We start from the raw sequence: 14,182 nt of genomic DNA, 5'->3' as shown, positions 1-14,182 counted from the left end.
AACTAAAAAAGTACTAATAAAAATATATTTTTGTTAAAAATTAATAATTATGAATTTTCCAGAAAATTTAAAATACACTAAAGATCACGAATGGGTAAGCTTAGATGGCGATGTAATAACTGTTGGAATTACAGAATTTGCTCAAAAAGAACTAGGTGATATTGTTTATGTTGAAGTTGAAACTTTAGATCAAACTTTAGAAAAAGATGAGGTTTTTGGAACAGTTGAAGCAGTTAAAACAGTTTCTGATTTATTTTTGCCAATTGCAGGCGAAGTAATAGAGTTTAATGACTCTCTTGAAAGTGAGCCAGAAAAAGTAAACAACGATCCATATGGAGCAGGATGGATGGTAAAAGTAAGAGTGTCTAATTTGTCTGATTGGGATGAGCTTTTAGATGTTAATACATACAAAGCACTAATTGGAGTCTAAAAAATATAAAATAGCAATGTGTGTTTGGTTTATTATCATAACCACATTAAGCCTTGTTAGTTTTAATACATTGCCCTTCAAAACAATTGCTTCTACAGATAAGATAGTGCATTTTACGTTCTACTTTGTATTAACCTTACTGTTAATTAAAAGTTTTAATCCAAAAAGTTTTTTGAATTATTTTACAATAACTGGTCTTGCAATTACTTATGGCATAATTATTGAAGTTATTCAACAAAGTTTTACTGTAACAAGAAAAGGAGAGATATTAGATGTGATTGCAAATACAACAGGTGTAATTTTTGCTCTTTTATCCTATATTTTTGTTGTAAATAAAATTTATAGACTTAAAATTAAATAAAAATAAAAAATATTATATATATTCGTACCTTAAAATTATAACTATGCAACCAAAAAAAAATCCTAACGTAGATGCTAAACGAAATAGCCTTTTGTATTTCCAAATTGGATTAGCAGCAATAACCATATTGACGTATATAGCAATTGAGACCAAAACGATTGACCCAGTTATCGTTCAAGACACAAGCAATAGAATTGACAACTTTATTGATGAAGAGGCTGTGCCATTAACACAACAATTACAAAAACTTCCACCACCACCACCACCAGCTCCAGAAGTTATTCAAGTAGTAAAAGACGAAGTTGTATTAGAAGAGAAAAAAATAGCTGTAACTGAAACTAGTGAAAAAGTTGCAATCAAAGCTATTGCTGTAGGTGATAAAAAAGGAGATTTAGAAGATATTGATGTAGATGTGCCATTTGCAGTTTTAGAGGATATTCCATTATTTCCAGGTTGTGAAAAAGTTTCTAGAGACAAGCAAAAAGACTGTTTTTTAGAACAAATGAACAAACACATAAAAAAATATTTTTCTTATCCAGAAAGAGCACAAGAAGACGGATCACAGGGTAGGGTGACAGTTATGTTTGTTATTGACAAAACAGGAACAGTTACAAACTTAAGAATAAGAGGTACAGGAAAAGATGGAAGTGATTTATTAGAAAGTGAAGCAGAAAGAATTATAAAAAAGCTTCCAAAATTTACACCAGGTAAACAAAGAGGAAAAGCAGTTGGAGTAAGTTACGCTCAGCCTATTATGTTTAGATTAGAATAGAAGGTTAAAGCACTTTTTATGAAATATAAAATCCCAATCTTTAGACTGGGATTTTTTTTTGCGCTGTAATTTCGAATAAATGTATCTTTAAATAAATTTAACCCAATATAAATCAATATTACCAAACCCCTCTTTGATGAAAAACACTAGGTTTTATTTTTATTTAAGCAGTTGTTAAATCAATCATTTTTCTGCCTAAATAATAAATCTTATTCTTATCTTTGTAAACCATTAAAACAACAATTTCTTTATTTTGAGTGCATCAAATAAAACGCTTTTAAAACCCAACTTCTTTAGTTTATTTACAGCTATTACAAAAGCTCGATTAACAATTAGCGTAATGTTTTCTACATTAGCGGGTTATGCCCTTGGTGTTGATGTTTGGAATGCTTCAACGTTCAAAACATTATTATTACTTTCAATTGGTGGCTATTGTATGGTAGGTGCGTCAAATGTGTTTAATCAAATCATTGAAAAAAATTTAGACGCTTTAATGGATAGAACTAAAAATCGTCCCTTACCAGCGGGTTTAATTTCAAAACAAAATGCATTTATACTGGCCATTATATTAACGGCGCTTGGCTTGTCTATTTTATATGCGGTAAATCCAAAAACAGCTCTTTTTGGAGCAATTTCGATTTTCATGTATGTAAGTCTATATACTCCACTAAAAACGCTATCGCCTTTGTCTGTTTTTGTGGGTGCTTTTCCTGGGGCAATTCCATATATGTTAGGTTGGGTGGCCGCAACAGGCACTTTTGGAATTGAAGCAGGAACTTTATTTATAATCCAATTTTTTTGGCAATTTCCACATTTTTGGGCTATAGGTTGGTTTTTATTTGACGATTATAAAAAAGCTGGTTTTTACATGTTGCCAACCGGTAAAAGAGATAAAAAAACAGCATTACAAATCATCTTATATACCATTTGGACTATTTTGGCTTCAATTGTTCCTGTTTTTGGAATTACAGGTAAGTTTCAAATTTCAATTCAAACAGCAGTACTTATATTTGCATTAGGACTATGGATGCTATTCTTTTCGTTTAAATTATATAATAAAATGGACGCAATAGCGGCAAGAAAATTAATGTTAGTAAGTGTTTCATACATTACATTGCTGCAAATTATATATGTAATAGATAAGTTTATTTAAAAAATTAAAGATATGATGACAATAGAAGAAGAAAAGTCAAGACAAGGCAAAACATTTAAAATGTTACTGCTTTTTGGTATGGTAAGTATTTTTATGATTTTTGCAGGATTATCAAGCGGATTTGTAGTAAGTAGATCAAGACCCGATTGGATTCAAGATTTTCAATTGCCTCTAGCATTTACATTTAGTACTTTGGCCATATTAGTAAGTAGTTTTACTTTTCATTTTGCATTAAAGGCAATGAAAGAAAATAAAAGAAATTTAACTACAATATTCCTTCTTGTAACTTTGGTTTTAGGTATTTCTTTTATACTTTTGCAATTCGCAGGATTTTCGCAAGTTGTAGCTAGTGGTTATTTCTTCACAGGAAGTGAAAGCTCTATTACTACATCATTTTTGTACATTATGGTTATTGTGCATATTGCACATCTTTTAGGAGGTATAATATCATTAATAATAGTAATTTATAATCATTTTAAACAAAAATATAATGCTACGCAAACACTTGGAATTGAGCTAAGTGGAATGTATTGGCACTTTATGGATTTAATATGGATTTTACTATTTATATTTTTCTACTTTTACAAGTAGAAAAAAAAGAATAAATTTGAGAACTTTTTTAACATAAAAAATTTTATGGAAGCAACAGATACTTCACATGAACACGAAGACTTATTAGACGGAGGCCCAGGGCCAATGGGAGCAACCTATGGTAAATTGATGATGTGGTTTTTTATCCTTTCTGATGCGCTTACCTTCTCAGGATTTCTTGCAGCTTATGGGTTTTCAAGATTTAAATTTATAGAAACTTGGCCAATTGCCGATGAAGTTTTTACTCACTTTCCATTTTTGCATGGTGTTGAAGCTCCTATGTATTATGTTGCTTTGATGACTTTTATTCTTATCTTTTCATCGGTAACAATGGTATTAGCTGTTGATGCAGGTCATCATTTAAAGAAAACGAAAGTTGCATTTTATATGCTTTTAACTATTGTTGGAGGTTTAATATTTTTAGGCTCTCAAGCTTGGGAGTGGAAAAACTTTATTAAAGGTGAATTTGGTGCAGTTGAAACAAAAGGGGGCTCTATATTACAATTTGTTAATACAGATGGTCATCGAGTAGCTTTAGCCGATTTTGCTGCACATTTACCAGAAGTAAGAGAACAACATACTGGAAATAAAGGAATTTGGTTTATGTCCGAAGGATCATTGCCAAGTTACTCTGTTAATGAAGTTATTGAAGGATTTAAAAATCATCCAGAAATTTTAGTTCGTACAGAAAAAATTGTAGACAAGAAAAAAGTAATTCTGAACAGAGAAGAGTCTATAAAAAAATTAGCTACTGCTCATTATGTTGTTGAAGGTGCTAACCTTATTAGAAATGAATATGGTCAAAAATCATTTGCCAATTTCTTTTTCTTCATCACAGGGTTTCACGGTTTTCACGTATTTACAGGAGTTATGATCAATATAATCATTTTCTTTAATGTTCTTTTAGGCACTTACGATAAAAGAAACAGTTATGAAATGGTAGAAAAAGTTGGATTATATTGGCACTTTGTCGATTTAGTTTGGGTATTTGTATTTACATTCTTCTATTTAGTTTAATAAATTATATAAAATGGCACACGCACACGAATCAAACTTAAAAAGAATTTGGACAGTTTTCGGAATTCTTTCATTAATAACAATAGTAGAAGTAGGTTTTGGTATAGTTAAACCTGATTTTTTATTTAGAAGTAACTTTATTATTCCATTTACAGAAATAAAAACTACAAGCTATTTAAACTGGATATTTCTTATTTTAACAGTAGTTAAGGCATATTATATTACTTGGGCTTTTATGCACATGGAAGGTGAAAAGAAAAGCTTAGCAACGGCTGTTGTAGCCCCTTTTATATTTTTAGTGCTATATTTATCCTTTATTTTGTTGGTAGAGGCTAATTATATTTATGACGTCTTTCATACAGGAACTATAAAATGGAATTTTTAACATTTTTATATAAATAGATTAATCCCGAAATATTTCGGGATTTTTTATATTTACACTTTATTAAACATAATCTTAAATGGGAAAAAAATTAGTTTTAATTGTGCTTTTTATTTTACCACTAGTTGTATATATGTTTTTTGCAACAGGTGTTAATAATTTTGTCAATCTACCAATACTTACCAAAAACATATCTGAATTACCCAATTGGAAGTCATTAAATAATACCAAAGTCAAACTTAAAGAAAACATTACTATTCTTGGTTTTTTAGGTAATGATGTATTAACGGAAAAAGGCAATTTATTTAATTTAAATCAAAAAATATATAATAAAAATAAAGAGTTTAAAGATTTTCAGATTGTAATGATTGCTCCAAATGGCACCGAAAAAAACATACAATCTATAATCGATGAATTAGGTACTATTTCTGACTTATCGGGTTGGAAATTTGTTTTTACATCACTTGATTCTATAGCTTTTTTTCACAAAAAATTAAAAATTCAAGAGGTTTTAGACCCTAGTATTGGATCTACTAACGTTTATATCATTGATAAAGACCTTAATCTTAGAGGCCGAAAAGGAAAAGACTTAAAAGGAGAAAACGAATATAAAGAAGGGTATAACACCATATCTGCAGCAGATTTGCATAACAACATGAGTGATGATGTAAAAGTTATTTTAGCTGAATATCGCTTGGCTTTAAAACGCAACAATAAACGAAAAATCTAATGAAAAATAAATCATACATCGGTATTTCATTTATCATTTTAGTATTCGGAATTTGGGTTGCCAATGAGTTGCGAGTTAAATTTAGTAAATCAGATTTATTGGTTATGGGTACTGTGCCCAAATTTTCTTTGCTCAACCAAAACAATAAAAAAATTACCGATAAGGATTATTTGGGAAAAGTATATGTAGTTGAATTTTTTTTTACAACATGCCCTACAATTTGCCCTATAATGAATCAAAATATGCTTCTGTTACAAGAAGAGTTTTATGGAAATCCCAATTTTGGTATAGCTTCTATTTCTATTGATTCATACACCGACACCGTTGAAGTCTTAAAAGAACATGCCGTTTTTTTAGGCATAAAAAACTTCAATTGGCACCTCTTAACAGGAGATAAAACTTATGTCTTTAATTTAGCTGAAAAAGGATTTAAATTAAACGCTGGAGCTGATGAAAATGAACCTGGGGGTCTTTATCATTCGGGTTTATTTGCTTTAATAGATATGCAAGGCAAAATAAGATGCAGAAAGGATAGTTTTAACAACCCTATTTTCTTTTACGACGGATTAGAAGAATCAGGAATAAAAGCAATTAAAGAGGATATAAAAAAATTATTAAAAGAATAAAAATAAAATACATACAACTTAAAAATCATATGGCTTCAGAGAGAAGACTTAAGTAGATATTAATAACACCATACATATGAGTACAAATACCGAAAAAACAAAATACAATAAGCTAATTATAGCTGTATCTATTATAATACCAATAGCAGTAGCCCTTTTGTTTGGGGTTAACTTACAAAAAATGGGTTTTGATGTAAAACCTTTGTCCTTTTTGCCTCCAATTTATGCTACAATAAATGGTTTAACAGCTGTTTTGTTAATTTTAGCTGTTGTGTCTATTAAAAACGGAAAAAGAACAATGCACGAACGTTTAATGAAAGGAGCTATATTTTGCTCCCTTTTGTTTTTGTTAATGTATATTTCATATCACATAACTTCCGACTCAACAGTTTATGAAGGCAACTACGGATTTATTTATTATCCTTTATTAATTTCTCACATTATTTTATCTATAATCATCATACCGTTGGTATTATTTACATATGTTAGAGCTTTGGCTAAACAATTTGATCAACATAAAAAATTAGCAAAAATAACATTTCCTATTTGGTTATATGTAGCCGTTACGGGTGTAGTGGTTTATTTAATGATTGCTCCATACTATGCGAATTAAACGACATCTTCAAAAGTCAAAAGTCAAAAATATTGTTGGTATAACTTTAAATAAAAAAGTTTTTTTTCTAACCATTTCCTTTTTGTTAGGGCCTATAGTTTCTTTTTCTCAATGTGCCATGTGTAGAGCATCTTTAGAAAGTAAAGATAACGCAGTGCAAGCTGAAGCAGTTAATGACGGAATTATTTTTTTAATGATTATGCCTTACATTTTAGTTGCTTTTGCTGCTTTTGCAGTTTATAAATTAAGGTATTCAAAAAAGCAGTAATTTTTTATACAGACAGCAAATCATTTCACTGCATCAATTGTAATGCTCATATTTCCAGATGTAGTTATAAACGCAATAATAGCTTTATTGGTTAGCTCTATTTTTTCAAACACAAAATCGGTTAAGTTTCCATTAACAAAAACACCTTTTATTGGAGAATAATTGTTTAAATATGGTTGCATATTTTTTTTGCCATTATCTAAGTTTTCTTTTATAGAATAACGGCAATTTTCTTTAATTTTCTTCAAAATTTTGCCTTGAGCCAACCAATTTGCTGATTTTAACAAAACATTTTTGGTGTCTAAAACATAATCTAAATCATCAAAAGTTATTTCATAGGTTTCTGTGCTGTATTTTGGAATGCCAGACAAATATACTGTTCCATTAATAGCTCCTGTCATACTAAGGGCTATAATTAGTTTTTTGTCTTTTTCCCAAATTTCCACATTCTGAATGCTAACTTTTTTGCTTCCAGCACCAAACACTTGACCTTTAAAATTTTTAGTAATTATTTTAGAAGCACTTTCATATGTAGAAACCGCAGCTACTGATGCTGTAATTTTATCTGGCATTTTTGCTACTGGTTTTAAGGCTATTTTTGAGACATCAAAAGTGTTTTTTGGTTCCAAGCCTACCATGGTTTGCATGTCACATTTCAAACCTAAATTCATGAAAATCGTACTGTTTTTTATTGTGGCATCAGTGGCGTATAATTCAATAGGAATTAATTTAAACCAAGTTTCATAAATGTCACTCGTCAAAAAAGGCTTGCTTATACTGTTTAATGCGTTTAAAACATGAGGTTTAAAATCACAAGATTGATCTATTGAATCATCAATCATCGCAGCTATTTTAGTTTTGAATAATGATAACGCAGGTTTTATTATATAGGTAATCGGAATGCTTTTTCCGGCAACAACGATATTCGGACTTTCGTTCCACTTGATGTCTATAATTTTTGAAGTAGTAGTTAATTTCCAATTGGACAATTCTGCTTTACTTTCAATAATAACAATGCCATCAAGGTTTATTTCTTTAGTGTCATTTAATCCTAAAAAAGCTGTTCCATACTTAAATTTTATCCAAACTTTCAAAGGTATTGCAGATGTAATAATTCCATTTTTTTCTGTCAATTTTATAGCACTTGTTTTCCAAACTTTTACAAGAGCATTATTATCTTCTATGTTTTGGTCTTCAAATATCAATCCCACTAGTTTTTTGTTAATTTGGTTTTCAATATAAGTTACAGAAACTTCAACAGGCATAGAAATAAAAGAAGTTTTATTTTTGTATACCATTAGACTATTTAATGAAGGTAAAGGCTTTTAAAAATTAATTTGTTTTGCAGTACCACAAGACATAAACACACTAATTATAAAAATAAAAATCGAAATGCTAATGATATATTTCATACTAGAAAAATAATTTAAACAAAAGTAAAAATTTATTTGTTTTGTGTAACATTTTGTAAAAATAAAGGTCTTATAGGGGAAATCAGAAAGCAACTTATATAAAATGACACAAAAAAAAATAGTATTTTTCCTCTTGTTAGTTGGATTACAACTTTTTGCACAAGAAAAAAAATGGACTTTGAGAGATTGTGTAGAATATGCCGTTACGAATAATATTTCTATAAAATCATCAGAATTAGATATTCAAAATGCATTCATTAATAAAAAAGACGCCTACGGCGCATTTCTTCCCAATATTAATGCAAGTGCCTCTCATTCGTGGAATATTGGTTTAAACCAAAACATTACAACAGGTTTGTTAGAAAATCAAACCACACAGTTTACCCAAGCGGGTTTAAATGTTGGAATCGATATTTATAGTGGATTAAAAAACCAATTGCAGTTAAGAAAATCAAACCTTTCACTTATTGCATCACAGTATCAATTGACTAAAATGCAAGAAGATATTTCTTTAAATGTAGCTAATGCTTACTTGCAAATTTTGTTTAATAAAGAAAACTTAAAAGTACAGCAACAACAACAAACCTATAATTTAGCACAATTAGATCGAACAAATCAATTAGTTGAAGCTGGAGTTGTGCCAAAAGGAGATTTGTTAGACATTAAAGCAACATCAGCATCAGATAACCAACGGGTCATTGCAGCACAAAATGCTTTACTTATTTCAAAATTAAGTTTAGCTCAATTACTTCGTTTACAAGATTTTAAAAACTTTGATATTGATGAAAATCAAATTCCTGCATTAAACGAAGAAATTTTATTGCAATCATCTGAATCAATTACTAAAAAAGCTAAAGAAACACGTACGGAGTTAAAAATTGCTCAATCAACATTAGAAATAGCCGAAAAAGATATTGCAATTGCAAAGGCATTTTATCAACCTACAATATCTGGTTTTTATAGTTTTAGTACACGTGCAGCTTATAGCGATAGAGTTGTAGGGTTTATTCCTAACACCAACAGTCCAACATCTGCTATTGGTTATGTTGAAGGCACAAATCAACAAGTATTGCAACCTAATTTTTCTCCTGTTTTAGGAAAACCAATGCCGTTGTTTGATCAATTTAGTAACAACAAGGGACAAAATTTTGGTATGCAATTAAGCGTACCTATTTTTAATGGCTTTTCAGTAAGAAATAATGTGGAAAGAAGTAAGGTAGCTTTCGAAAGAGCTAAATTAAATTTGAGCCAACAAGAATTAGATATAGAACGTAATGTTTTTACAGCATATTCAGATGCCAAAGCAGCAAAGGAAAGCTATGAGGCAGCACAAACCACTTTAGAAGCTCGTTTGCTTTCGTTTAATTATGCAAAAGAACGCTATGAAGTAGGTTTGATGAATGTTTTTGACTTTAATCAAGCACAAACACTTTTAATTAACGCACAATCGGAAGTGTTGCGAACTAAATATGATTATTTATTTAGAACAAAAATAGTAGAATTTTATTTTGGAATCCCATTAATTGAAAAACAATAAACATGTCAAAGAAAACCATATTTATATTATTAGGTGCAATTATAGTAATCGTTGCAGGAATCATAATCTTTGGAAAAGGAAAAAATGATGACACAAAAATTGTTGAAATAGCAAAAGCCAATAAAATGACTCTTGTAGAAACTGTTTCAGCTACAGGAAAAATTCAACCCGAAGTAGAAGTAAAAATATCATCTGAAGTTTCAGGTGAAGTTATTGCTTTGCCAATAAAAGAAGGACAACAAGTTAAAAAAGGCGATTTATTAGTAAAAATAAATCCAGACATCTATGTTTCTGGAGTTAATAGAGCATCGGCTTCTGTGTCAAATACAAAAGCAGGTTTAAGCCAAGTTGACGCACAAGTAAAAGAAGCAAAAGCTAATTATGATCGAAACAAAACCTTATTTAATAAAGGAGTTATCTCAAAATCAGAATGGGATAGAATTGTTTCGGCATATGAAGTAGCTGGAGCGTCTAAACAATCAGCTTATTTTAACGTGCAAAGCGCATTAGCAACTTTAACAGAGGCTCGCGATAATTTAGGACGAACTACTATTTATGCTCCTGCAGACGGAACAGTTTCATTACTGTCTATAGAGCTAGGAGAACGAGTTTTGGGAACGCAACAAATGGCAGGAACAGAAATACTTCGTATTGCAAATTTAAACAACATGGAGGTTGAAGTTGATGTTAATGAAAATGATATAGTAAAAGTAACTATTGGAGACCAAGCTGATATTGAAGTTGACGCTTATTTAAAAAGAAAATTTAAAGGAACAGTTACTAGTATTTCTAATTCTGCTAATTCTGCTTTAACAGCTGATCAAGTAACAAATTTTAAAGTAAAAATCAGAATTGAAAAAGATTCTTATTCAGATTTATTAGAAGGTAGAGCGGCTAACTATTCACCATTTAGACCAGGAATGACTGCGACAGTTGATATTATTACTGAAAAAAAGGTTGATATTATTGCCGTTCCAATAAGTGCAGTTGTAATTAAAGAAGATACCACTTCGGTAAAAAAAGATATTTTAGCAGAGCTAGAAAAAGAGGAACAATTAAAAAAAGGAACAGCGCCTAAAACAGACGAAAAATTTGAATGTGTTTTTGTAAAAGTAGGCGATAAAGCAAAATTACGCGTTATAAAAACGGGAATCCAAGATGATACAAATATTGAAATTATTTCAGGATTAAAGAAAGGCGAAGAAATTATTGTAGGGCCTTATACAACCGTTTCAAAAGATTTGATGTCTAATGATAAAGTAAGGCTAGAAAACAAAGACGATAAAACAAAGTAAAAACAAACCGCTTTCATCATTAAAAACAAAAAAGACAATTCAATTACGAATTGTCTTTTTTGTTTTTATTAAAATAGGATTCTCTTGAAAAGATTGTATTTTTGTTGCGAATACAAATTTCTTATGCCACTAATAATAAACATAGAAACAGCAACAAAAAACTGCTCAGTTTCCTTATCAAAAAAAGGAAAAACAATAGCTTATAAAGAAATAGCTGAACAAAACTTTTCGCATGCAGAAAAGTTACACCTTTTTATAGATGAGCTTTTAATAGAAAACAAGCTAACCTATAAAGATTTAAATGCAGTAGCTGTAAGTCAAGGGCCAGGTTCTTACACAGGCTTGCGCATAGGAGTTTCTTCGGCAAAGGGATTTTGTTATGCCCTTAATTTGCCTTTAATAGCTATTGATACACTCGAGTTATTAGCCAGAAAAATAGCAATTAAACAAGGCATAATTATCCCGATGATAGATGCCAGAAGAATGGAAGTGTATTCCGCATTTTTTAATCAAGATTATAGTAAAACAAGAAAGATTAAAGCTGAAATTATTGATTCATATTCATATTCAGAAATACAACAAACCATACATTTAGTTGGTGATGGTATATTAAAATTTAAAGACATATTAACGGATGAAAAATTTATTTTTTACGATACAATTATTTATCCTTCAGCAAAAGAAATGAGTTGGCTTTCATTTGAGAAATACAAAAAAGGTGACTTTGTTGATGTTGCTTATTTTGAACCGTATTATTTAAAAGATTTCTTGATTACAAACAAAACAAAACCATAAATTTTATTTGCGTTATTTAAGTATTGAAGTCATTTTTTTTAATTGATAACATTAACTTAACATCTATGCGAAAAAGTTAAGAGAATTTTACACCTTGAAAAATAGAGTTTAAATGGAACAAATTTATATTGTAATGCTAGTTGCTCTAGCAATTTTAGCCTCAGTGGATTTAATGGTTGGAGTTGCAAATGATGCTGTTAATTTTTTGAATTCAGGAATAGGCTCTAAAGCGGTTTCTTTTAAAACCTTAATGATAGTTGCTAGTATAGGTATTGCATTAGGAGCCCTTTTTTCAAGCGGCATGATGGAAATAGCTAGAAGTGGAATTTTTACGCCTTCAATGTTTACATTTAATGATGTAATGATCATATTTTTGGCCGTAATGGTCACGGATGTTTTGCTTTTAGATGTTTTTAATTCATTAGGCCTTCCCACTTCTACTACAGTTTCTATAGTTTTCTCTTTATTAGGTGGAGCCGTATGTTTAGGGGCTTATAAATTAATAGTTGGAGACTCATCAGGCTCTATTCTTCAGTTCATCAATCAATCAAAAGCTACCGAAATAATTACAAGCATATTGCTGTCTGTTGTTTTGTCTTTTTCAATTGGTGGATTTGTTCAATATATTTCTAGAATTTTATTTTCTTTTGAATATGAAAAAAAGGTAAAATATTTTGGAGCTATTTTTGGCGGTATTGGAATAACTGCAATTACATTTTTTATTCTTTTTAAGGGTTTAAAAAGTTCATCATTTATGACAAAAGACTTAAAAGACTTAATGAATGAGCATCAATTAATGATTATCGCCGTAAGTTTTGTTTTTTGGACGATTTTATCACAAGTTTTAATTATACTCAAAGTAAATATTTTTAAAGTTATTATCATTATTGGAACATTTGCTTTAGCATTGGCCTTTGCGGGAAATGATTTAGTAAATTTTATTGGTGTTCCTATGGCAGCGCTAGCTTCGTATGATATTTATATTGCTAATGGTAGTGATGCAAATATGTTGATGGGGTCTTTGGCTTCAAGTGAAATTAAAGCCAATATTTGGTATCTTTTAATTGGAGGTTTAATTATGGTTTATACCATTTGGACTTCAAAAAAAGCAAAAGATGTTATTGCTACAGGGGTAGACTTGTCCAGACAAGGTGAAGGTTCTGAAAAATTTGACGCTAATAATTTGTCAAGAGTAGTTGTAAGAAGTTTTATGTCTGTTGGCCTAGTTATTAATTATATTTTGCCTAAATCTATTCAATTTCATATCGATAAGAGATTTGAAAAACCAGTATCTGTTGTTAAAAAGAGTGAAGAACCTGCTTTTGATATGATTCGTGCCTCAATAAACTTAATGGTGGCAAGTATCTTAATAGCTATAGGAACCTCAATGAAGTTGCCTTTATCTACTACTTATGTAACGTTTATGGTTGCTATGGGTACATCATTTGCAGATAGGGCTTGGGATAGAGAAAGCGCCGTTTTTAGAGTGGCAGGTGTAATTAATGTTATAGGTGGTTGGTTTGTTACTGCATTTGCAGCTTTTTTAACAGCAGGATTAATAACCATAATATTAGAGTTTGGAAAAGTATTCGCTTTCTTTGCATTAATGATAGTTGTGGCTATATTAATGTATAAAAGTGCTAAAAATCATTCTATTAAAACCAAAGAAAAAGAAGAGGAAACATTATTAAACCGAGAAGATATTGTTACCATCCAAGAAATCATTTCAGAAAGTTCATCTCAAATAGCTAAAGTAATTAGAAAAACAAATTCATTGTATTCTAATATAATTGACAATTTAAGTTTACAGGATTTAGCGAAATTAAAAGAAAATAAAAACAAACTTAAAAAACTTGAAAACGAGGTTGATGGTCTAAAAAACAACGTTTATTATTTTATTAAAAACTTGGACGAAACATCACTAGAAGCAAGTAAGTTTTATATTATGATCTTAGGCTATCTTCAAGACATGGTTCAATCAATAGGATATATCACCAATAACAGTTATTTGCATTTGAATAACAATCACAAAAGCCTTAAATTTAACCAGGTACGAGATTTAAAGTCAATTGACATTAAGTTAAAGGATTTGTTTGAAAGATTAGAATTAATTTTTGTTAATGAAGACTTTACGTCGCTAGATTCAATACTACAAGAGAAAAACATTTTATTAGATGCTATTAGATCGGAAGAGCACACG

General features: G+C 30.0%; 16 protein-coding genes. 15 read left to right on the top strand and 1 reads right to left on the bottom strand.

Annotation, left to right across the window (positions count from 1 at the left end; translation table 11 throughout):
- The first annotated feature begins 49 nt into the window (after positions 1–49).
- The 11 genes from gcvH to AABM47_RS02980 all read left to right on the top strand — a co-directional run bounded on the left by gcvH (position 50) and on the right by AABM47_RS02980 (position 6,943).
- Entirely contained in the window at positions 50–430 is a 381-nt protein-coding gene (gene gcvH, locus AABM47_RS03030) for a glycine cleavage system protein GcvH (protein ID WP_338409449.1), read from the top strand.
- Between the two features lie 16 nt (positions 431–446).
- Positions 447–791, top strand: coding sequence for a VanZ family protein (locus AABM47_RS03025; protein ID WP_338409455.1), 345 nt, complete (start codon positions 447–449; stop codon positions 789–791).
- 43 nt (positions 792–834) lie between these two features.
- Positions 835–1,563: an energy transducer TonB gene (locus AABM47_RS03020; RefSeq protein ID WP_338409448.1), complete on the top strand. Its 729-nt coding sequence runs from the start codon at positions 835–837 to the stop codon at positions 1,561–1,563.
- 253 nt (positions 1,564–1,816) lie between these two features.
- Positions 1,817–2,716, top strand: coding sequence for a heme o synthase (gene cyoE, locus AABM47_RS03015; protein ID WP_338409447.1), 900 nt, complete (start codon positions 1,817–1,819; stop codon positions 2,714–2,716).
- A gap of 12 nt (positions 2,717–2,728) precedes the next feature.
- Positions 2,729–3,307 (top strand): cytochrome c oxidase subunit 3, encoded by a 579-nt coding sequence (locus tag AABM47_RS03010; protein ID WP_338409446.1) that lies wholly within the window; start codon positions 2,729–2,731, stop codon positions 3,305–3,307.
- Between the two features lie 45 nt (positions 3,308–3,352).
- Positions 3,353–4,324, top strand: coding sequence for a cytochrome c oxidase subunit 3 (locus AABM47_RS03005; protein ID WP_338409445.1), 972 nt, complete (start codon positions 3,353–3,355; stop codon positions 4,322–4,324).
- Between the two features lie 13 nt (positions 4,325–4,337).
- Positions 4,338–4,709, top strand: a complete 372-nt coding sequence (locus tag AABM47_RS03000; RefSeq protein ID WP_338409444.1) for a cytochrome C oxidase subunit IV family protein — start codon at positions 4,338–4,340, stop codon at positions 4,707–4,709.
- Between the two features lie 76 nt (positions 4,710–4,785).
- A complete protein-coding gene (locus tag AABM47_RS02995) occupies positions 4,786–5,436 on the top strand; it encodes a hypothetical protein (RefSeq protein ID WP_338409443.1) in 651 nt (216 codons plus the stop codon).
- On the top strand, positions 5,436–6,062 hold the full coding sequence (locus tag AABM47_RS02990; protein WP_338409442.1) for an SCO family protein: 627 nt from the start codon (positions 5,436–5,438) through the stop codon (positions 6,060–6,062). The genes AABM47_RS02995 and AABM47_RS02990 overlap by 1 nt, the downstream gene beginning before the upstream one ends.
- A 76-nt stretch (positions 6,063–6,138) precedes the next feature.
- On the top strand, positions 6,139–6,675 hold the full coding sequence (locus AABM47_RS02985) for a DUF420 domain-containing protein (protein WP_338409441.1): 537 nt from the start codon (positions 6,139–6,141) through the stop codon (positions 6,673–6,675).
- The gene (locus AABM47_RS02980) at positions 6,665–6,943 is read left to right on the top strand and encodes a hypothetical protein (RefSeq protein ID WP_338409440.1); all 279 of its coding nucleotides are present in this window, start codon (positions 6,665–6,667) and stop codon (positions 6,941–6,943) included. The genes AABM47_RS02985 and AABM47_RS02980 overlap by 11 nt, the downstream gene beginning before the upstream one ends.
- 20 nt (positions 6,944–6,963) lie before the next feature.
- Here AABM47_RS02980 and AABM47_RS02975 read toward each other — a convergent pair whose 3' ends face one another.
- A complete protein-coding gene (locus AABM47_RS02975; RefSeq protein ID WP_338409439.1) occupies positions 6,964–8,241 on the bottom strand; it encodes a DUF4403 family protein in 1,278 nt (425 codons plus the stop codon).
- Between the two features lie 217 nt (positions 8,242–8,458).
- Here AABM47_RS02975 and AABM47_RS02970 point away from each other — a divergent pair, with 217 nt between their 5' ends.
- From AABM47_RS02970 to AABM47_RS02955, 4 genes are all read left to right on the top strand, one after another.
- On the top strand, positions 8,459–9,892 hold the full coding sequence (locus tag AABM47_RS02970; protein WP_338409438.1) for a TolC family protein: 1,434 nt from the start codon (positions 8,459–8,461) through the stop codon (positions 9,890–9,892).
- A 2-nt stretch (positions 9,893–9,894) separates the two neighbouring features.
- On the top strand, positions 9,895–11,187 hold the full coding sequence (locus tag AABM47_RS02965) for an efflux RND transporter periplasmic adaptor subunit (protein WP_338409437.1): 1,293 nt from the start codon (positions 9,895–9,897) through the stop codon (positions 11,185–11,187).
- Positions 11,188–11,310: 123 nt separating this feature from the next.
- Positions 11,311–11,982 carry a tRNA (adenosine(37)-N6)-threonylcarbamoyltransferase complex dimerization subunit type 1 TsaB gene (tsaB, locus tag AABM47_RS02960; protein WP_338409436.1) on the top strand — a complete coding sequence of 224 codons (672 nt, stop codon included), beginning with the start codon at positions 11,311–11,313 and terminating at the stop codon, positions 11,980–11,982.
- Positions 11,983–12,094: 112 nt separating this feature from the next.
- A partial coding sequence (locus tag AABM47_RS02955) for an inorganic phosphate transporter (RefSeq protein ID WP_338409435.1) occupies positions 12,095–14,182 on the top strand: 2,088 nt, incomplete at its 3' end.

It is taken from the genome of uncultured Flavobacterium sp., from assembly GCF_963925415.1.
In the GTDB taxonomy this organism is placed as follows: domain Bacteria; phylum Bacteroidota; class Bacteroidia; order Flavobacteriales; family Flavobacteriaceae; genus Flavobacterium.
Note: the sequence above shows the minus strand (reverse complement) of the source record. Positions and strands in the feature narration are given on the sequence as shown.